This is a genomic window from Priestia sp. 3CA3, from assembly GCF_056836725.1.
The window spans coordinates 64,960-83,377 of record NZ_JBXENJ010000010.1 but is presented as its reverse complement, the minus strand read 5'-3'; the positions used below and the strand labels follow the sequence as shown (position 1 = coordinate 83,377).

General features: G+C 40.2%; 23 protein-coding genes. 16 read left to right on the top strand and 7 right to left on the bottom strand.

All coding sequences use genetic code 11. The features are described 5' to 3' along the window. Positions 1-3 precede the first annotated feature (3 nt). Complete coding sequence (locus AC1VNJ_RS22605) at positions 4-822, bottom strand: squalene/phytoene synthase family protein (protein ID WP_155007715.1); 819 nt, start codon at positions 820-822, stop codon at positions 4-6. 325 nt (positions 823-1,147) lie between these two features. Between AC1VNJ_RS22605 and AC1VNJ_RS22600 the strand changes: the two genes are divergently transcribed. The 6 genes from AC1VNJ_RS22600 (at position 1,148) to AC1VNJ_RS22575 (ending at position 7,019) form a co-directional block, all read left to right on the top strand. After that, positions 1,148-1,819, top strand: coding sequence for a response regulator transcription factor (locus tag AC1VNJ_RS22600; protein WP_047750006.1), 672 nt, complete (start codon positions 1,148-1,150; stop codon positions 1,817-1,819). Position 1,820: 1 nt separating this feature from the next. Continuing rightward, positions 1,821-2,855: a sensor histidine kinase gene (locus AC1VNJ_RS22595; RefSeq protein WP_482641330.1), complete on the top strand. Its 1,035-nt coding sequence runs from the start codon at positions 1,821-1,823 to the stop codon at positions 2,853-2,855. 87 nt (positions 2,856-2,942) lie between these two features. Then, a complete protein-coding gene (locus AC1VNJ_RS22590) occupies positions 2,943-3,299 on the top strand; it encodes a YxeA family protein (RefSeq protein WP_034263848.1) in 357 nt (118 codons plus the stop codon). Further along, positions 3,296-4,063 (top strand): ABC transporter ATP-binding protein, encoded by a 768-nt coding sequence (locus tag AC1VNJ_RS22585; RefSeq protein ID WP_482641329.1) that lies wholly within the window; start codon positions 3,296-3,298, stop codon positions 4,061-4,063. Before AC1VNJ_RS22590 ends, AC1VNJ_RS22585 begins: the two co-directional genes overlap by 4 nt. Then, positions 4,050-5,960, top strand: a complete 1,911-nt coding sequence (locus AC1VNJ_RS22580) for an ABC transporter permease (RefSeq protein ID WP_482641328.1) — start codon at positions 4,050-4,052, stop codon at positions 5,958-5,960. Before AC1VNJ_RS22585 ends, AC1VNJ_RS22580 begins: the two co-directional genes overlap by 14 nt. Before the next feature lie 126 nt (positions 5,961-6,086). Then, entirely contained in the window at positions 6,087-7,019 is a 933-nt protein-coding gene (locus AC1VNJ_RS22575; protein WP_028414980.1) for a patatin-like phospholipase family protein, read from the top strand. Between the two features lie 11 nt (positions 7,020-7,030). Here AC1VNJ_RS22575 and AC1VNJ_RS22570 read toward each other — a convergent pair whose 3' ends face one another. Next, entirely contained in the window at positions 7,031-7,396 is a 366-nt protein-coding gene (locus AC1VNJ_RS22570; protein ID WP_430093503.1) for a DUF3221 domain-containing protein, read from the bottom strand. Between the two features lie 173 nt (positions 7,397-7,569). Here AC1VNJ_RS22570 and AC1VNJ_RS22565 point away from each other — a divergent pair, with 173 nt between their 5' ends. The 3 genes from AC1VNJ_RS22565 to AC1VNJ_RS22555 all read left to right on the top strand — a co-directional run bounded on the left by AC1VNJ_RS22565 (position 7,570) and on the right by AC1VNJ_RS22555 (position 9,204). Further along, entirely contained in the window at positions 7,570-8,178 is a 609-nt protein-coding gene (locus tag AC1VNJ_RS22565; protein WP_482641327.1) for a hypothetical protein, read from the top strand. Positions 8,179-8,314: 136 nt separating this feature from the next. Next, entirely contained in the window at positions 8,315-8,575 is a 261-nt protein-coding gene (locus AC1VNJ_RS22560) for a hypothetical protein (RefSeq protein ID WP_016765166.1), read from the top strand. Between the two features lie 290 nt (positions 8,576-8,865). Beyond that, entirely contained in the window at positions 8,866-9,204 is a 339-nt protein-coding gene (locus AC1VNJ_RS22555; protein WP_482641326.1) for a hypothetical protein, read from the top strand. Between the two features lie 43 nt (positions 9,205-9,247). Here AC1VNJ_RS22555 and AC1VNJ_RS22550 read toward each other — a convergent pair whose 3' ends face one another. After that, positions 9,248-9,721 carry a YtxH domain-containing protein gene (locus tag AC1VNJ_RS22550; protein WP_047750012.1) on the bottom strand — a complete coding sequence of 158 codons (474 nt, stop codon included), beginning with the start codon at positions 9,719-9,721 and terminating at the stop codon, positions 9,248-9,250. Between the two features lie 327 nt (positions 9,722-10,048). Between AC1VNJ_RS22550 and AC1VNJ_RS22545 the strand changes: the two genes are divergently transcribed. After that, on the top strand, positions 10,049-11,527 hold the full coding sequence (locus AC1VNJ_RS22545; protein WP_328171962.1) for a glycoside hydrolase family 32 protein: 1,479 nt from the start codon (positions 10,049-10,051) through the stop codon (positions 11,525-11,527). Between the two features lie 132 nt (positions 11,528-11,659). After that, a complete protein-coding gene (locus tag AC1VNJ_RS22540) occupies positions 11,660-11,833 on the top strand; it encodes a hypothetical protein (RefSeq protein WP_165573632.1) in 174 nt (57 codons plus the stop codon). Between the two features lie 40 nt (positions 11,834-11,873). Here AC1VNJ_RS22540 and AC1VNJ_RS22535 read toward each other — a convergent pair whose 3' ends face one another. The 3 genes from AC1VNJ_RS22535 to AC1VNJ_RS22525 all read right to left on the bottom strand — a co-directional run bounded on the left by AC1VNJ_RS22535 (position 11,874) and on the right by AC1VNJ_RS22525 (position 14,252). After that, complete coding sequence (locus AC1VNJ_RS22535) at positions 11,874-12,155, bottom strand: hypothetical protein (protein WP_028414975.1); 282 nt, start codon at positions 12,153-12,155, stop codon at positions 11,874-11,876. Between the two features lie 199 nt (positions 12,156-12,354). After that, the gene (locus tag AC1VNJ_RS22530; RefSeq protein WP_482641325.1) at positions 12,355-13,599 is read right to left on the bottom strand and encodes an MFS transporter; all 1,245 of its coding nucleotides are present in this window, start codon (positions 13,597-13,599) and stop codon (positions 12,355-12,357) included. Further along, entirely contained in the window at positions 13,596-14,252 is a 657-nt protein-coding gene (locus tag AC1VNJ_RS22525) for a MerR family transcriptional regulator (RefSeq protein WP_482641324.1), read from the bottom strand. Before AC1VNJ_RS22525 ends, AC1VNJ_RS22530 begins: the two co-directional genes overlap by 4 nt. A 164-nt stretch (positions 14,253-14,416) precedes the next feature. Here AC1VNJ_RS22525 and AC1VNJ_RS22520 point away from each other — a divergent pair, with 164 nt between their 5' ends. From AC1VNJ_RS22520 to AC1VNJ_RS22510, 3 genes are all read left to right on the top strand, one after another. Beyond that, entirely contained in the window at positions 14,417-15,097 is a 681-nt protein-coding gene (locus AC1VNJ_RS22520; RefSeq protein WP_098627232.1) for a CPBP family intramembrane glutamic endopeptidase, read from the top strand. Positions 15,098-15,545: 448 nt separating this feature from the next. Next, on the top strand, positions 15,546-16,292 hold the full coding sequence (locus AC1VNJ_RS22515) for an SDR family oxidoreductase (RefSeq protein WP_154989864.1): 747 nt from the start codon (positions 15,546-15,548) through the stop codon (positions 16,290-16,292). Positions 16,293-16,436: 144 nt separating this feature from the next. Next, positions 16,437-17,399 (top strand): aldo/keto reductase, encoded by a 963-nt coding sequence (locus AC1VNJ_RS22510; RefSeq protein ID WP_482641323.1) that lies wholly within the window; start codon positions 16,437-16,439, stop codon positions 17,397-17,399. Between the two features lie 36 nt (positions 17,400-17,435). Here AC1VNJ_RS22510 and AC1VNJ_RS22505 read toward each other — a convergent pair whose 3' ends face one another. Beyond that, complete coding sequence (locus AC1VNJ_RS22505) at positions 17,436-17,822, bottom strand: MerR family transcriptional regulator (protein WP_033579956.1); 387 nt, start codon at positions 17,820-17,822, stop codon at positions 17,436-17,438. A gap of 186 nt (positions 17,823-18,008) precedes the next feature. Between AC1VNJ_RS22505 and AC1VNJ_RS22500 the strand changes: the two genes are divergently transcribed. Beyond that, on the top strand, positions 18,009-18,179 hold the full coding sequence (locus AC1VNJ_RS22500) for a hypothetical protein (RefSeq protein WP_165573631.1): 171 nt from the start codon (positions 18,009-18,011) through the stop codon (positions 18,177-18,179). A 62-nt stretch (positions 18,180-18,241) separates the two neighbouring features. Further along, positions 18,242-18,400: a hypothetical protein gene (locus AC1VNJ_RS22495; protein ID WP_482641322.1), complete on the top strand. Its 159-nt coding sequence runs from the start codon at positions 18,242-18,244 to the stop codon at positions 18,398-18,400. Positions 18,401-18,418: the final 18 nt, after the last annotated feature.

Sequence of the window (18,418 nt, the reverse complement as noted above, 5' to 3'; positions counted from 1 at the left end):
CTTTTACATATCCACAACTTCACTTACCGTTTTATTTACATCGTCGCGCGTCATTTTTTCTTTTCCTTTCATTAAGGCGTTTAACGTTCCATCGGCAAGCGCTAACGGAATTTTACAGAAATGAAGAATCGGAAGCGATTTGACATCTTCTAAATATTTCTTTCCTAGTGACAGATTGCGGCGAGCATAGGCAAACATATCTTCTCTGCTCCAGTTGTTAGGGAAGAAGCTGACTCCACGCTCTGAATCTTCCGAGGTATTGCGCAGAATATTTACAGACTGCAAGCCGCGTCCAAATGCAATGGCTAATTCTTTGTCTGTCTCCGTGCCGTCATACCATTTCCAAATGTCGTTAAGCATCACGCCTACTAGACCAGCTACATAGAACGTATAGTCATCTAAATCCGCTTCATTTTGAATATGCCAGTCTTTTTCTACCCAATCGGCCATTCCTTTGGCCATAATAGAAGTTGCATCTAATACTTGATCTGCAACTCCAGTCGGACAAAGCGCAATCCAGTTGCCGAGCTGAAGCGTTACGTCAGGTAAATTAGCTTGATAAGGACCTACTAATGCCATGTAGTCGTCTTCGTTAAAAGACTTTTTTAACAGGTCACTAATGGCGTAAAGCAAGCGGCTTTTTACACCGGCTTCTAGCTCAGGGTGATCTTCAATTTCATCAATTGCCCTCATACATAAGTAAGCAGATCCTACTGCATCTTGCAATTCTGCCGGCAAGTGGCTAATTGGAATAAAAAATGTTCGGCTTGTCTCTTTTAACATCACCATTGCGTTGTCGCGTAATTTGTTGGGTACACTCATTGATAACTAGCTCCTTTTTACATATCCACATGTCAAATTAGTTTAAGTTTTCATCTTATATACTATAGTAACAAAAAATGAGCATTTAATGGAGTTTAAAGATTACTTATTAACGATATTGTCATTATTTTGTAGTATTTAAACAGAGATACTTGTATCATGCACGAGTTTACACTACGATAATACTCGTTCATTCTTCATTTTACAGACATAAAAAGTTTATTTTTAAGAAAATTGCCGTCATGCTAATGGGTTAGATGAACTTTTAAGAAAACCCTCAACAGTCGGGTATACATAATACATAGGAGAATACAGAGGTGAAGGTATGAAAATTTTAATTGTAGAAGACGATAGCAAAATATATGAATTAGTGAAAGAAAAATTCGAACAGTGGTCATTTGAAGTGGCTGGAGTAGAAGATTTTCAAAAGGTAATGGAAGTATTTATTGGAGAAAGCCCAGAATTGGTCATTTTAGACGTGAATTTACCTGTATATGACGGGTTTTACTGGTGTCAGCAAATACGTACAGTTTCAAAAACTCCTATCGTATTTCTGTCGTCTCGTGAACATCCAATGGACATTGTTATGGCAATGAATGTTGGGGCGGATGACTATATCCAAAAGCCGTTTAACTTGGATGTTCTTATTGCTAAAGTGCAGGCACTTCTGCGCAGAACGTATTCGTATGGAGACACGATTTCAGACGTTATCGAGTGGAACGGCGCGGTGCTAGACTTAAAAAAAGGAAGTTTGCATTATAACGATCGAGAAGTTCATTTAACGAAAAATGAATTTTTTATTTTACGGCTTCTTTTGGAAGAGCGAGGCAAGATTGTATCGCGAGAAGAGCTTATGCGAAGATTATGGGAAGATGAGAAATTTGTAAGTGACAATACGCTTTCAGTCAACATCACACGCATTCGTACCAAGCTGGAAGAAATCGGGCTGAATGATCAAATCGTGACCAAAAAAGGTCAAGGATATCTGGTGAATTAAAATGTGGAAAAGTTTTTTAAGAGAAAGGCTAAGCTGGATTCTATTCGTTCTTCTATGGCTGAGTGTAATCGATGCTCTGCTGCTTCTCGAGTATGATATTAAGGTATCGTCTACTTCGTTTTGGTACTTGAATCTTTTAACGCTGTGTATGCTAATTCTGTTTCTTTTATGGAGAGGAGTAAAAGAAAGAAGATTTATAAAAAGATTAAGTTTAATGCTGCAGAATGACGCGTACGATTTACAAGAAATGCATTCATACGTGCGAACGAAAGCAGATGAAGACATGCTGAGTCTGCTGCAGCGTATAGATCGTGTCTATCGCAGACAAACTCACGCTCTTCACGTACAGCAGCGAGAGCAAGAGGAATATATAACGACGTGGGTTCACGAAATCAAAACACCGCTTACTGCTATGAAGCTGCTTATTAACGCTCGTCGTACAGAGCTTTATAAATGGCCTTGGCTTAAGGATATTGAAGATGAATGGATGAAAATTGATGGGTTAGTAGATCAGAATTTATATGCCGCACGTCTGCGTCACTTAGAAAAAGATTACCAGGTGCAGGCAGTGTCGCTAAGCGAACTTGTTTTTCCAAACGTTGCGTATTTCTCGAAATGGTGTATTGAGAAAAGACTGCATATTGATGAAAAGAATCTAGATACGTTAGTGCAAACTGACCCAAAGTGGATGCAGTTTGTTGTGAGGCAAGTGTTATCCAATGCAATTAAATATAACCCTCTAGAAGGAAAGCTTTCTTTTTTTAGTGAAGAAACGCCGAAGTATGTGAAGTTATTTATCGTTGACCAAGGGGAGGGCATTCCACCACAAGACCTTCCGCGCGTATTTGAAAAAGGATTTACAGGAAATGTCGGAAGAAAATCGAAAGGAGCTACGGGGCTAGGGCTGTATTTTTCAAAAAAAATTACAGATGCTCTTGGCCATCGAATAGAGGTACATTCACTTTTACACGAAGGAACAACCGTAATTTTGACCTTCTACAAACCGAATTCTTTTGATAACCTTTCAAAAATGTAAGGTTGAAAGCCGAGATTGTCATCTGCTTCAAACGAATCTTTCCTTGTTACGAAGTATGATAGAGCTATACACAAGGAGGGAACGTACATGAAGCGAAAGTGGATTAGCCTTTTAGCCCTGATTTTTATTGTGGGAGCATGTATAGGAGGAATAAAGATTTATCAAAACGCCGCAACGGAGCATCAATACGGGATCATCCCAAAAGAAGCAAAAAAAGTGGACGACTATGGACGAGTTCAATATACCATTTCAGTAATAAACGAAAAAGGACAAACAACGTTTCAAACGTTTACGACGATTAAACAGTTAAAAGAAGGAACGGTTATTGACCTTTTTGTTCGAGGTAACGAAGTTCGGAAATATGACATTATAACAAAAAATGAGCTGCCGCAGCGGGTGAAAAGCGTGTGGCCTACAAAAGAACGAAAGGAGGAAGGGAAATGAGCATTGTCCTTGAAGGGAAAAATGTAACCAAAACGTTTGGATCAAGAGGAAACGTATACGAAGCGCTAAAAGGAATTGATTTTACAATCGAAGAAGGAGAGTTTGTCGGTATTATGGGACCATCTGGAGCGGGAAAAACGACGCTGATGAACATTCTTTCAACGATTGACCGTCCCACCGACGGCGAGATATGGATTCAAGGAGAAAACGTGGCGCTCATGAAAGATAAGAAGCTGTCTGCTTTTAGACGCAATCATTTAGGATTTATTTTTCAAGATTATAACTTATTGGATACGTTAACTGTAAAAGAAAATATTCTTCTGCCGCTTACGGTTACAAAAATGTCTAAGAAAGAAATGGAAGCGAAGCTGAAAGACACCGCAACGCGACTGGGCATCTATGAGCTAGCGGATAAGTATCCGTATGAGATTTCTGGTGGACAAAAACAGCGCGTTGCAGCAGCGAGAGCAATGATTACGAATCCAGCCGTTATTTTCGCCGATGAACCTACCGGAGCTCTTGATTCTAAGGCCGCTTCAAGCCTGCTTGAAAAGATGTCCCAGTTAAATCAAGAAGACCGTGCCACCATTATTATGGTGACGCATGATCCGCTGGCTTCAAGCTACTGCAGCCGCGTGCTGTTTATTAAAGACGGACAAATTTACACGGAGCTGTTTAAAGGCCAACAAACGAGACAAGAATTTTTCAAACGAATTATGAACATTCAAGGCGCATTAGGCGGTGAAGGCTATGACCGTATTTGATCTTGTTAAAAAGAATATGCGCAAAAATATTAGTCGGTACAGCCTTTATTTCTTTTCAATGATTTTTAGTATTGTTGTGTACTATGTGTTTGCTACGCTTCAGTACGACCAATCGATTTCAAAAGTGATTGGAGAAGAGATGAGGCTGCAGGGCATTTTTAATGCTTCAAATTACGTTCTGCTTACTTTTATTGTTGTCTTTATTTGGTACACAAACTCATTTTTTATCAGACAGCGTAAGAGAGAGCTCGGACTGTATCATTTAGTCGGTATTGAAAAACGTACGATTGGGAAAATGATTTTCTACGAGAATATGCTGCTGGGGATTTTTTCTTTGGTGGTCGGTATTTTACTAGGTACCGTGTTTTCAAGGCTGTTTGTGCTGTTTTTACTAAAGCTTATGGGACTGTCGCTTTCTATTACGCTCACATTTTCTCTTCAAGCGGTTTTAAAAACAGCCGTAGTGTTTTTGATTGTTACCATTTTTATCTCGTTTCAAGGCTATTTTATTATGTACCGCTATACGCTATTAGATCTGTTTCAAGCAGAAAGCAAAAGTGAACGCGTAAATAAAATGAATTCGAAACGCTCAATTGCAGTGGGAGGACTGGGTATCTTACTCGTTGGCTATGGGTACTACCTTTCATCGGGAAACATTGTGACGCCTAATTTTTTTCTAATTGTAGCCGTTGTACTCTTCTCGGTCATTTTCGGTACATTTTTACTTTTTAAAGCCACAATTGAGTGGCTGATGGGACTTTACCGAGAGCATGCAAGCCGATATTATTCGTTTGCAAATATGCTAAGCGTTTCTACGATGATGTATCGCATTAAAGCAAATGCACGAGTGTTAACCTTAATTACGATTTTGTCGGCTACTACACTTGTAGCAGTTGGTGTGACGTATTCCTCGTACTATAACACAAAAGCCGATGCCAGAAGCATGCAGCCTTATGACTATACGCTGCACAGTAAAAACGCAGCGCAAGGCTTTATGGATGTACTGCGTGAGTTAGATATCCAATCAAATCAGTATGTCTATCATATCGTGAAGCATTCCGCTGATTTATCGGATTTTCGATTTATTACATCGGGCTACTATAAAGATAGGGAACAAATCAGCTTTTTAGATGAAGAAGAAGTGCGGAAAAATGGCGTTTCCGTTCCTGCGCTAAGCGCAAACGAAACCGTTATTTTTGATTCAATGGCAAAAGGAAAAGTGTTTAAGCCTAGTACAGGTAAAACCGCAGCTGTGCAGCTGAAGGAATCAGAACAGCTTGCTTTAAAAGTCGTTAAATCCGAGCCTTTGCTCATTCTTGATTCTGACAGTGCCGGCTATCAGTTTGTAGTCAATCACGACACGTTTATCAAACTTTCAAAGGCTGGAAAAAAGCAAGCGGTGTACGTATTTAATATCGATGATGGAAACAAACAAAATGAACTTACTAAGAACTATCATCAAATCGCAAAAGAAGCTGGAGAAAGCCGTACTTCATACTATGATGTGTTTCAGGCAGGCTTAATGAGTAAAGGATTGTTTATTTTTATTGGAGGATTTTTAGGGCTCGTCTTTTTGATGGCAACGGGCAGTATTATTTATTTTAAGCAAATCTCCGAAGCCGAACAAGAGCGCAAAAGATTTGAAGTACTGCGCAAGCTTGGGTTTTCAGTGTCTCAAATGATGAGCGCCGTTCGAAAGCAGCAGCTGTTTACGTTTGGTTTGCCTTTAGTAATTGGCATCTTGCACAGTCTATTTGCGCTGAAGGTCATTACGAATCTAACCGGTGAAAGTCTGATCGTTCCTGTTTTAATAGCGGATGCAGTATACGGGGTTATTTATTTCATTTTCTACTGGCTGACAATGAATTACTATCGAATGGTAATAAAGCGACTGTAAAGAAAAGACTGTTTCGATAAATGAAACAGTCTTTTTTGTTGAAAAAATAAAAGGTATGGAGTAGCGAAAATCTGAATATAAAAAAGGGTATATAAAAACTAGAGAGTTGCAAGGGAGGGGAAAAATGTGAAAGCAGATGCTGTGTTTGAAGGGGGAGGCGTTCGAGGAATTGCATTCACGGGTGCGATTGAAGCAATGGAAGAAAGCAATGTAGAATGGCAGCGTCTAGCAGGTACGTCAGCCGGAGCGTTGATTGCGGCACTTTTGGCGAGCGGCTATAAAAGCGGGGAAATTCGCAAGGAGCTTCAAAACATGGACTATGCCAAGTTTCGCGGAAAAACGATCATTAACCGAATTCCTCTCATTGGCAACTTGATTGAACTGATGGTTCATTTAGGTTTTTATAAAAATGATTATTTGGAAAAATGGGTGTACGGTCTGCTGCGTGAAAAAGGAATCGAAACGTTTGCAGATTTGCCTGCAGATAAGCTGAAAATTATTGCCTCAGATATTTCGAACGGACAGATGCTTGTGCTCCCTGACGATTTGCCCCGATACGGAATGCAGCCAAGCGATATGAAGATTTCACAAGCCGTGATGATGAGTGCGTCCATTCCTTTTTTCTTTCGTCCCGTCATTTGGAAATCCAAAGGGTTCAAGAGGTCATACATTGTCGATGGAGCGCTTTTAAGCAATTTTCCGATTTGGCTGTTTGATACGGAGCATCCGCGTTTCCCGACGTTTGGTTTTCGATTTGTAAAAGAAGAAATTGATACAGCTGCTATTATTCCAACACCTGTCCATTTATTTAAAAGCATGTTTACAACGATGCTGCAAGCTCACGATTTGCGGTATTTGAACGCGGAGACAAAAGAACGAACCGTACAAATTCCAACGGGTGTGATTACGGCAACGGATTTTGCCTTAAAGGAAGAAGAAATCGAGTTTTTATATGAATCTGGTTATATATCAGCCAAGCGCTTTTTAGAAAAGTGGGATTTTGAACAGCATAAAATGAATCGGACTGAACGTCCGCTGACGCGAAGGAAGCTCCTGTAACAGGAGCTTTTCTACGGCTGTTTTAAAATGTGGACTTCCACAGCCTCGCCTTTTGCGGGAACAGAATACTGAACGCTTTTGTCTTTTTTGAGCCATGCTTTAACGAGCTGTCCTTTTTTGTATGTTTGATCATCCGCAACTTTTACATAGATAGGCTGTACATCGCTTGAACCAAGTATTTCTTTTGTTGTATAGTCAAGCGCGGTATCTCGCGGAATGACGTTTGCAATAAGAATTTCATTCTGTTTCACTTGTAAAATGCGCCCTTGAACTAAATAGCCGGCTGGCTTTTTTGACTGCTCGGCGTTATCCGAACAGCCGCTTAAACAAATAAAAAAGAGAAGAAAAAGTGCAGCTGATTGAACGTTAAACTTCATAAAATCTCCTTTCCGTTTTAACATGACTACCATTATAGCGCGTTTGACCATTTCTTTTCCAGTTTTCGGAGGAAGCAAGAGGTAATCATTGACGTTATTTCAGCGCGCGTGATATGTTTTAACTCATAAACGCTATATTACTAGAAGCTATGCTTAGTACGGGAGGTCCTTGTATGGATGTTACCTTTTTAACCAATGTTATTCGACATATATTAGAACGAGATAATTTTGTCATAGACTTTGAAGAATCAGACGAACAGAATATTCATTTTTGGCATCGAGACGAGCCGTTTCGCCTTTTTATTTCAGAGCAAACGGGGGATTATTTAGTATGGACCGTGTTTGAAAATGAAAAAGAACAGTGGAGCGGCAAGACATTTCTTCAAGAAGTGACGAATACATGTAAAGACTGCAGTGAGCCAATCGCACACTGGATTTATAAAGATGGAGGCAAAGCAGGTTATTGCGATCGTTGTCTTCAAACGTTTGGAAATGCGTATTTTACCAATGCTGATGATATCAAGCAAAACCTTCATTTAATTGACGGTTCTATTTGTTTTATTACCGATGAAACCGGAAGCGACTGGTGGATTGCATATGAAGGATTCAAACGAGTAATTGCAAGATTAGAAGAAAATCCCAATCAGAAAGTCGAAATGTACAAGCCTGAATATCCCGTCTTTAAATGGGAAATACATTTTCTAGAGGAAAACAATTCTGCTAGCTTTAAGTTCAAAGATGACTTTACATCTGGAATTGTACCGAAGGGAAGAATACTCTAACATCCTTGTTATAAGGGTGTTTTTTCTTATAATAGGAAGTTTTTTTGAAAAAAATAATTAATTTAGGTTAAAAAGAAGGAATTAAAGGGTAAAGAGTAGAAGATATATCACTATAGGAAGAATGGGGGAAATAATTATGACAACTACAACAAATTTAACACTGGGGTACAAAATGTACACGATTGATTTTAGCCGTCCAACGCAGTCTAACGAGGCACTGCTTGATTTCTTTAAAGATGTGCAGCACAGACAGGGAAATAATGCAGAAAGCTTTTCTAAAACATTAATGGAAATTGAAGAAATCAAAACAAAATATGTAGATCATGAAATTGTCCTGCTGGCTAAATCGCTTGAACAGCAAATAAGCCGCTCAAATGCAGAAAAACTTGAGGTCTGATAATCACCAGAAATGGTCGATTTATCAGACCTTTTTTATTTTTATCGATGTAGCTCTGTTTCCGTGGCTAAAGAGCAGCCAAGGAGACAGAGCTAGACCTAAGCGGAAGTTGTCCTCCCTTGCGGGCTGCCAACTTCCGCATAGGTGGACCTTTTTGGGGGAATTCAAGGGGTCAGGGAATCTGGTAGCGTAGGTTTTTGGTCGACGATAAAATGCTGCACATTTCTCAGGACGTTTGATTTCATCAAAAGTTGTAGATGAATAGACTATTAAGTCGTTGGAGGCGTTATATGGTTGGAATTTGCAGCTGGAAGTGTGCAGTGAGTGGAATAAGTATTGCGAGTGTCTACAGTAAGCAGCCGTCGTGGCAGCGGGAGTGTTATTTGGTGACACCTGGTAAAGTTTATTATGAGTCGTGCTATCAAGGGTACGGAGAGTTTGCGGGAATGGATATTTTTTGTTTGATGAGAGAACGCGGAGCGGAGCAAGAAGACAGTGAAGGGGTAGCGGCTTTTAAGCCTAAGATTGTGCTGGCGAAGTATTACAGCGGACAGCATTATGAAGAACTGCCGGAATCAGAGCCGTGTCCGTATGGAGGCTATTTTTTTGAAGGGTGGAAGGAAGGATAGCGAATATACATAAAAGCTGTAGAGATATCTCTACAGCTCGTTATTAACGTCTTGTTTCATCGACAGATTGTTCTAAGTCACTTACTTCTTGCGTAATTGTATTTAATTCTTCTTGCACCGCTTCAGCTTCAAGAACAGGATCTTGAACGATTTCTGTCGTTTCAAGCTCTTCTGCTGCAGCCGTTTCTGCAAGCGGCTGTTCTTTAGCAGTGCGTAGAGATTTCACTTTGTTGACAACTTGCGAAGATTGTTCGGAGACTTTTTGTGAAAGACGAGCCGTGCGCTGTTTGAAATCTTGGCCTTTTGCATATACCGTTTCTTTCACTTGACCTGTTTTAGCAAGTGCTTGATTCGCTCCGTCTTGAATAGAAGCACGCAGCTCTTTTCCTGACTTTGGCGCTACTAGTAAAGCTGTTGTTACACCCACTACGCTGCCTACTAAAGTGCCGACTAATAACTCTTTGCTTCCACCTTTTGTTTCTTTACCCACTGTTTCTTTTACGTTTTCTTTTGTCATGACATTTCCTCCTTTTATAATATGTAATATGAAGGGTTTACCATTTTGTTGAATACTTCCTGCAAAACGCAAATGATTCGCTAAAAAAATCTGCAAGTGCCGTCGGACGCTCGTACAGGCTGGTGAAATTTGATTGTATATAGTATTCAACCACCTGACAGAAAAACCTTCTTTTCTGCTATAAAAACAGAAAAAAACTTATCTATAAAATCCGACACAAGAAAACGACAACATTCGTTCTTTGGTAGCATTTTCACTTGAAATTTTATATCATAGAGTGCAAAGAGAATACGTTCTCTTTTTTTAGATGCTGGAGGGATTGAAGAAATGGCTGAATCGAAGTACAGAACGATTTTAGAAGCAAAATCTGGAGAGTTAGAAGCATTAAAAGACAAAGCAATCAAAGACAGCTGGCAGCCGATTTATCATATTCATCCACAGTACGGGCTGATGAATGATCCAAACGGATTGATTCAATTAAACGGTGAATATCACGTGTTTTATCAGTGGTATCCGTACGGTGCGATGCATGGAATGAAGCACTGGGCTCATGTGAAATCTACGGATTTAGTAACGTGGGAACGCCTTCCGGTTGCCCTAACACCAACGGAAGAATATGAATCGCACGGCGCATACTCAGGCGGCGCTATCAAAAAAGATGGTCAAGGGCTGCTGTTTTATACAGGGAATGTAAAATACGAAGACGGCTCACGCTCAGCTAATCAATGTATCGCGATGCTAAAAAGGGATGGAAGTGTAGAAAAATACACGCACAATCCAGCGGTACGAGGCGTTCCTGATGGGTATACAGGACATGTGCGCGATCCGAAAGTATGGAAAGAAAATGATACATATTATATGCTGCTAGGCGCTCAGCGTGAAAACGAAACGGGTGCATTAATTGTGTATGAATCAAGCGATGCGCTTCAGTGGTCATTTAAAGGCGAAGTTCAAACATCGCTTCCTGACTTTGGCTATATGTGGGAGTGCCCGGATTACTTTAAACTGGACGGAAAAGATGTGTTTGTCTTTTCACCGCAGGGAATCAAAGCGGAGGGCCACGATTTTCATAATATTTATAATGTGATTTACGCGGTGGGAACCTTTGATGTGGAAAGTTTAACGTTTGAAATGGAGTATTACCGTGAAATTGATAAAGGATTTGACTTTTATGCACCGCAAACGTTTCAAGATGAAAGCGGACGTCGCTTGCTATTTGCATGGATTGGAAACCCGGACGTGGACTATCCGTCAGACGAATACGGATGGGCCCATGCATTAACGCTTCCTCGTGAGCTTTCGCTTGAAGGTAATGAACTTGTTCAAAAGCCTGTAGAAGAGTTAAATAAGCTTCGAGATCAAGCGGTTCATTTTAGAGGAACGCTAAAAAATGAAGAAGTGATTATTGATGAAGCAACAAACAATGCCTATGAAATCAATATGACGTTCCGCGAGATAGGGGCCAAACAGTTTGGTTTAGAGCTGTTTAATAGTAAAGAAGAAGAGCTTCGCCTTGTGTTTGATACAGAAAAGCAAGAAGTGAGACTCGACCGCTCTTCATTCCACCATCAATATGCAACGGAATACGGTGTCGTTCGCTCTGAAAAATGGACGGCGTCAAATGAAGTCGATGTTCGCGTATTTGTCGACAAAAGCATTGTCGAAATTTATATAAACGGCGGTAAAATTGTCTTCACTTCCCGCGTATTCCCGAAAAAAGATTCTAAATCAGCTGTAAATGTATTTGCAGAGGGATCTGTGGACTACCGTATTGATTATTACGGTATGTCGCGCGGCATTTCGTAAATGAGAAAAGAAGCTGTGACAAAAGTACTTTAGCGCAAGTGAAAAACGAACCACTAATTAACATGTTTGATTAGTGGTTCGTTTTTTTTACGATGGTGAATATAGTTTTATCTGTTTCGTTCCTTCTAGCAGTTGATTGGAGGGCAAGGCGAAGACTCCTGCGGGACAAGCGGAAGAGGTGAGACCCCGCAGGAGCCAAGCGACGAGGAGGCTCAGCAGCCGCCCGCGGAAAGCGAAGCCTTGCACGGAAATCAACTGCGGTGTAACAAGCGGTTCAGCTCATGTATCTCATTTATTCGTCTTTAGGTTAGCTTCATTTCGTTATGTTTTAACCTTTTTTTGAGCTCTATAAAAATAAAATACAAATACAAGAAGCAACTAAATGAGGAACAGCTGCAATAATAAAACGTTTCATCCATTCTGTATCCTCTCGCTGCCGGACCGGGGTAAAGTAAGGTCCTCTCGTTTCAAATCGAAATGTATCCAGTAAGGTTACGAGTGCAATTGCCGTAAGTAATATGCCAAGAGGGCCTGAAATATAGTAAATATACTGCCAGTTGCCTGCTGTAATAGAAATGATAATCACAATAATTAAAGATATAATGCCAGATATTAATCCCGTTTTCAAACTAAAAATCTCCTTACATCCAGTTTTTGCTTATCTATTTTACCATAACCGAATGAAGGTTTGTATATACGGCTCCGGACTGATATTTACTTTTTGGCTGTTCTTCTATGTAAGTATCTTCTCGTATAAAAAGAGTTTCCTAGCAAAAGCAGTGTCCCTAAAATCCAGCCAGCTGCAGGGGAATAAGGAAAGATATTTTTTATGCGTCAATCTGAACGTTTCTTTCCGGTTTATCACGCAGCGGCATCACCATACTCACAAATCCAACGACTACTACGATGATTGCCGCCGTTAAAAAAGTCGTCTGAGCACCTGCAAGCTTTACGACCATGCCTCCAAGAACAGGAGCAGTAAGTAAAACGGCGCTCGTTAAGGTGTTAATGAATCCGTACACTTTCCCTAGATGCTCTTTGTCACTGTACTTTTGAACGATATAGTTAAACAGCAGCAAATTAAGTCCAACTCCGGCGCCACCGATAGGTGCAGCAATCAAAATAAAATAGCGCGACATAACGGCTGGGTTAAAGCAGCTAATAAAAAATAAAGAACCTCCAAATAGAAGCAGTCCAAGTGATAAAAGTCTAAATGGATGGTGAACCTGTTTTTTTTGATTAAGATACACTCCTGTTGCTAGCGCTCCCAGCCCGATTCCAGAAAGCAGCCAGCCGAGCATTTCCGGGTTATGAGGGAGCACATCTCGAAGAAAGATGCTAATTTGAGCATCAACAAGCATGATGACAAAGTATGAAACGTGAAACAAAACAACGACACGTAAAAGAATCGGGTACTGAAAAACGAGTTTCCAGCCGTTTGAGTACGTTTCTTTCGGTTGATGGGAAGAACGAGCAGCTTGCCCTTGAATATTTTTACCTGCTTTTTTAAGTGAAAACAGCACGCCGATAGAAATCATACAAGCTGCGGCGTTAACTAAAATACATGCTTTAGGTGTTGTAAACGTCAGCGCGGCGGCTCCGAGAAACGGTCCCACAACTTTGGCAATTTGAAACATAATGTTTTGTAAAGTAGAGGCCTGCAGCAGCTGGTCTTCTTTGACCACTTCTAGAACGTAAGCGAGCTGTGCGGGCACTTTCATAACAGAACTCATAGAGCGCAGCGTCAGCACCCCTAGTGCCAAAAGCGGTTCATTTGTGAAAAATAACAGACATGTAAACAGAAGACGGACTAGTTCAGACAGAAACATCAGCTGTACTTTATTGTAGCGGTCTGCTAAATTTCCAGCTGCTTGACTTAGCAGGATGCTAGGCAAAGCGTACGCGACAGGAATAAGCGTAATCCAGAGGGAATTTGCGTGCCACACGTATGTAAAAAGCGTCATCACTGCAAACATATCAAATAAATCTCCGAAGCTTGCCGCAGTACTTGAAATAAATAATTTTTTATAAGAAGAATTAGCAAACAGCTTTTCTTTTTTCAATACTTTCATTCCTTTATGTGTTGTTCGTAAAAAATAATCGCATCTTCAATAAATTGAAGGACTTCGCTGTCAATAGGATAGAGATTAAGTGAACTGGATGCCTCAGGAGATTTGCGAATATCCCAAAAGGCTTTCTCTAAATCGGTATGAGGGCCAAATAGCTCACTTGATAAAAGCAGTATATCCGCCGCAATCAGCTGGCCATCTTCAGACTGTGGTGAACGCTGATGCTTTAAACACAGCTGAATTCGTTTAATGATGCTGATCCATTTATCAGCGCTCTCATTCTCCAGTTTAGGCATATCACGCTGCAGAATCTCACTTTCTTCTATTGAAAGCAGATCAGTCCAGCTGCTTTGTGTAGTAGGCTGATTGTGAACTAAAGGAAGGAGCTGCTTCCAGTTTAGTTCACCTTCTATTTTTATACTGTTGCGAAGAGTGTGGGTGTGTTCTAAAGCTCGCTGAATTTCTGAAGCTTTCTGCTGAAGTTTTTGCTGATGAATCGCTAAAAGTTCATCAATACTTACTTGATGAAGAATAAGTTCAATATCTCGCAAAGGAACGGCTAAGTTTTTTAACAGGGTAATTTTCTCTAGTGTGACTAAGTCCGTTTCTGAGTAGGAGCGTTTTCCATTTTCGGCTTTTGACGATGGATGAAGCAATCCGATTTGATCTTAGTAACGAAGCGTACGCACCGTGAGTCCTAATTTTTTAGCGGCTTGCCCCGTAGAAAAATAAATCATGTTTAATCCCTCCAAAAAAATGCTTGCAGGTAACGTTACGTCACCTTTTACACTGAATATAGGTAAAAGGGAGGCGAAGTAAATTGAAACAACAAAATCAAGGATTATGGACAATAAAATCATTTGTAATTATGCTAGTCGTTACGTTTATTGGTGTTCCTGTTTTCATTGAAGGAGCATTGCAGCACGTTTTCCAGTCGCTATTTAAAAGTGAGCTCTATGCTGGAACAGCTACTGGATTTGTTATGGCAACTGTGTTTTTATCAGCTCTGTATGGGCTGATGGTGCAGGCTGGTGATAGAAAAATTGGTTTTCAATCGTTTTCAAAACGTCACTGGCCGCTCATTCTTTTTTGGCTTTTTGTGCTGATCTTAGGAAGTGTGGCAATTGTTGTACTCATGGAATGGTTTGGTATGACGTATGAAAATAAAAAAACAGCCAGTTTACAGCATGACCTGTCGCTGTTTTCATTTATACTTGCTTTTGTTTCAGCCGCTGTGATCTCACCTTTTTATGAAGAGATTATTTACCGAGGTTTTTTTTATACGTGGCTGAAACGTAAAGGAGGGATTGTATTTGGATTGGCGGGAAGTTCGTTTATCTTTATGCTGGTGCATATTCCAACGTACAATACCTTGCCCGTTAACTTTTTTTCAGGTCTCGTATTCGCTTGGGTGTACGAAAAAACAAAGTCGTTGCTCCCTAGTATGATCATTCACGCTTGTTTTAATGGAATTGCCGTGATTTTAACGGCGGCAGCTTAATGTAGTTTCGGTAATGTGTAAGCTATGGATTTATCTTACCATATTATGTCTAATGAAGAAGCGGATTGTAAAAAAATAAGCGAAACAGATAAAGTGTACTTGAAGGTACCTATAACAAGAAAAATATAAAAATAAATGCTCAAAACCGCCTCTGTGACAAGGCAGAAAAGGGACACGTACATATTGGCCTAGCGTAATGCTGCGTATGTCATTGGGGGCGTTTTTCGTATAATAGCTGCTTTATGTTTGAAAATATGAAGCATGTAATCCCTTGGTTGACAAGGCTTCGAAGGAATGAAGAACAACACTAAAAAAAATTTTAATAAAACTGTTGCGTTAAAGAGAACTTTAACCGGTAAGCTTGTTGTATAAGTTTTTACAAAAACAAAAATGATAAGTGATGTTGGTTTATAAAAAGCTTATCAAACGAAAGGGTTGGTTATCAGTTATGTCTAATACACAAGGTAAAGTAGTCATTATTACAGGTGCTTCTAGCGGAATCGGCGAAGCAACAGCAAAAGAGCTTTCAGCAAAAGGAGCAAAGCTTGTTTTAGCAGCTCGCCGTGAAGATCGTTTAAAAGCATTACAAGAAGATATTAAAGCAAACGGCGGAGAAGCGATCTACAAAGTAGTAGACGTAACGTCTCACGAACAAATGCAAGAGCTAGCACAAGATGCGCTTTCAGCATTTGGACGTATTGATGTGCTTGTGAACAACGCGGGTCTTATGCCATTATCTCTTCTACGCAACCAAAAAGTAGATGAGTGGAATACAATGATTGATGTGAACATTAAAGGTGTTCTTTACGGAATCTCAGCAGTTCTTCCAGCGATGAGAGAGCAAAAAGATGGACATGTGATTAACTTGTCTTCTGTAGCTGGACATGCTGTAGGTGCTGGAAGTGCCGTGTACAGTGCAACCAAATTTGCGGTTAAAGCGATCACAGAAGGTCTTCGTCTAGAAGAATCAGCTGGCGGAAGCAACATTCGTGCAACAAATATTTCTCCAGGAGCGATCGCAACTGAATTAAAAGAAACGATCACGGATACAGATTTAAAATCAGGTATCGATGAATTTTATAAAGGTGCAATTGAAGTGGAAAGCATCGCACGCGCGATTGCGTTTGCGATCGAAGAGCCAGCTGGTGTGGCGGTAAACGAAATGATCATTCGTCCTGTACACCAAGAATGGTAATATAAATGAACTAAAAACGGTTAGAAGCACTGCTGCTTCTAACCGTTTTTTATAGATGTATGCATGCTGCAGCTTGTCTTAAAGTGCACATTAAGGTGTATGATAATAGTGACTATAAACAGAAATAAAAAGGAGAGGGTATCGATGCAATATCGAAAGCTTGGAACAACAGGTCTGGAAGTATCAAATTTATGTCTAGGTACCATGGCGTTTGGACGATGGATTGACGAAAAAGCGTCGGCAGCTATTTTACATAGCGCCATTGAAAACGGAATTAACTTCATTGACACAGCCAACTATTACGGAAAAGGGCAGGATGAAGAGTTTAGATATGGCACAGGGGAATCTGAAGAAATTATTGGACGCACGTTAAAAGGAAAACGAGATGATGTTGTGCTTGCAACAAAAGTCGGCATTGCCGTAGGAAAAGGCAAAAATGATAAAGGTCTTTCACGTACACATATTATGAGAGAAGTTGATAATCAGCTGCGACGACTGCAGACGGACTACATCGATCTTTATCAAGTTCATCTTTTTGATCACCATACACCTATGGAAGAAACGCTTCGCACGCTAGATGATTTAGTTCGTCAAGGCAAAGTTCGTTATATTGGCTGCTCCAATTATGCCGCGTGGCAAATCGCAAAGTCTCATCATATTAGTGACAACATGAATCTTGAAAAATTTATTTCCGTTCAGCCTCAGTACAATCTTCTCTCTCGTGAAATTGAACAAGAGCTGCTGCCGTTTAGTCAATCCGAAGGTGTAGGCGTTATGGTATACAGTCCGTTAGCGCGCGGCATGCTTTCAGGCAAATATAAAACACCAAATGACGTGCCGCCGGAAAGCCGTGCTGCACATGGTGAAAAGCTGCTGCGAAACTACTTTACTGACCGAAACTTTCAGCTGGTGGAGCAGTATCGCAAGTTAGCAGAACAACATGAAGTAAGCTTGTCTCAGTTTGCTCTTTCATGGGTGCTAAATCAGCCCGCTGTGACATCAAGTATTATCGGAGCTAGTAAATTGCACCACGTAACAGATGCAGTTGAAATCAGCGATTGGACATGGTCAGAAGAACTGCTAAACACCGTAGATTCACTGTATTAATAAAAAGTCCGCAGGTGCACCTGCGGACTTTTGTGTTTATATTTTAATTTCTTTTTGCTCTAACCTTGCTTCTAGTGAGTCGTACAAAGCCAACTTGTAGTTAATTTGCTCGAGGTATTTAAAGGTTTTGGCCATTTCTTCTTCTACCGCTTCTTTGTGCTGAAGCATCATGTTTTTTCGTTCTTTAATCGTGCTTTCCCCTTGTTTATAGAGCTCTACGTAGCGCTTTATTTCTGCAAGCGGCATGCCAGTTGAGCGCAGAGCTAAGATAAAACGGATCCACTCAATATTCGTATCGTTATAGAGGCGCTTTCCATTTTCATCACGTTCTACAAAAGGAAGGATTCCTTCTTTTTCATAATAGCGCAAAGTTGGTGCGGAAAGCCCGGTTTTTTCATTCATTTCTTTCATGCTATAAGACAAGATTGTTCACTCCCACTTATGAATCGTAAAGCTTACTTTAAGGTATATGATAATCGATAGTTGAACGTTTTATCAAATTCTTTTTCGGTTATCTTTAAAAAAATGGAACTTTTATACATTTTGTCCGTAATAACAAGTAGACAATAAGAAACTTACTGTAAAAGGTTAAGTAAAGGGCATAGAGCAATGAAAAAAATAAAATGGATTAGTTTTATACTGCTGCTGATTTCAAGCGGAGTGTTTTTTATCAATCATCAGTACGCCATTTTACTAGCGGCTTGGACCGCTTACGGAATGGCTTTATCAGTCCTAGTTTATTTCTTTTCATACGGCATGAGTGATTCAAATCAAGAATAAAAACCGTATGCGCGTTTCTTATTGTCTTCAAAATAAAAGCAAAAAATGAAAGGGTGGAAGAAATGGGAGAACTTTTTTGGATGATTTTTTTCGGAGCGTGTATTTGGATTCCACTAATTTGGAATAAAATTGCGATTGGCAAGCGCATCGCTTACCAAGAAAAGAAAGCAGGACGTGATTTAACAGGGGAAATCAATCCGTTTACCGGAGGAAGAATGTAAATAGAGATTAAGACATCT

Bases quoted from the DNA above. Each gene is read 5' to 3' on its own strand.
- AC1VNJ_RS22555 (WP_482641326.1), top strand. From the start codon at position 8,866: ATGGTTGGAATTTGCAGCTGGAAGTGTGCAGTGAGTGGAATAAGTATT.
- AC1VNJ_RS22565 (WP_482641327.1), top strand. From the start codon at position 7,570: ATGGATGTTACCTTTTTAACCAATGTTATTCGACATATATTAGAACGA.
- AC1VNJ_RS22530 (WP_482641325.1), bottom strand. From the start codon at position 13,599: ATGAAAGTATTGAAAAAAGAAAAGCTGTTTGCTAATTCTTCTTATAAA.
- AC1VNJ_RS22515 (WP_154989864.1), top strand. From the start codon at position 15,546: ATGTCTAATACACAAGGTAAAGTAGTCATTATTACAGGTGCTTCTAGC.
- AC1VNJ_RS22550 (WP_047750012.1), bottom strand. From the start codon at position 9,721: ATGACAAAAGAAAACGTAAAAGAAACAGTGGGTAAAGAAACAAAAGGT.
- AC1VNJ_RS22500 (WP_165573631.1), top strand. From the start codon at position 18,009: ATGAAAAAAATAAAATGGATTAGTTTTATACTGCTGCTGATTTCAAGC.
- AC1VNJ_RS22510 (WP_482641323.1), top strand. From the start codon at position 16,437: ATGCAATATCGAAAGCTTGGAACAACAGGTCTGGAAGTATCAAATTTA.
- AC1VNJ_RS22585 (WP_482641329.1), top strand. From the start codon at position 3,296: ATGAGCATTGTCCTTGAAGGGAAAAATGTAACCAAAACGTTTGGATCA.
- AC1VNJ_RS22570 (WP_430093503.1), bottom strand. From the start codon at position 7,396: ATGAAGTTTAACGTTCAATCAGCTGCACTTTTTCTTCTCTTTTTTATT.
- AC1VNJ_RS22495 (WP_482641322.1), top strand. From the start codon at position 18,242: ATGGGAGAACTTTTTTGGATGATTTTTTTCGGAGCGTGTATTTGGATT.
- AC1VNJ_RS22605 (WP_155007715.1), bottom strand. From the start codon at position 822: ATGAGTGTACCCAACAAATTACGCGACAACGCAATGGTGATGTTAAAA.
- AC1VNJ_RS22590 (WP_034263848.1), top strand. From the start codon at position 2,943: ATGAAGCGAAAGTGGATTAGCCTTTTAGCCCTGATTTTTATTGTGGGA.
- AC1VNJ_RS22600 (WP_047750006.1), top strand. From the start codon at position 1,148: ATGAAAATTTTAATTGTAGAAGACGATAGCAAAATATATGAATTAGTG.
- AC1VNJ_RS22560 (WP_016765166.1), top strand. From the start codon at position 8,315: ATGACAACTACAACAAATTTAACACTGGGGTACAAAATGTACACGATT.
- AC1VNJ_RS22580 (WP_482641328.1), top strand. From the start codon at position 4,050: ATGACCGTATTTGATCTTGTTAAAAAGAATATGCGCAAAAATATTAGT.
- AC1VNJ_RS22595 (WP_482641330.1), top strand. From the start codon at position 1,821: ATGTGGAAAAGTTTTTTAAGAGAAAGGCTAAGCTGGATTCTATTCGTT.
- AC1VNJ_RS22545 (WP_328171962.1), top strand. From the start codon at position 10,049: ATGGCTGAATCGAAGTACAGAACGATTTTAGAAGCAAAATCTGGAGAG.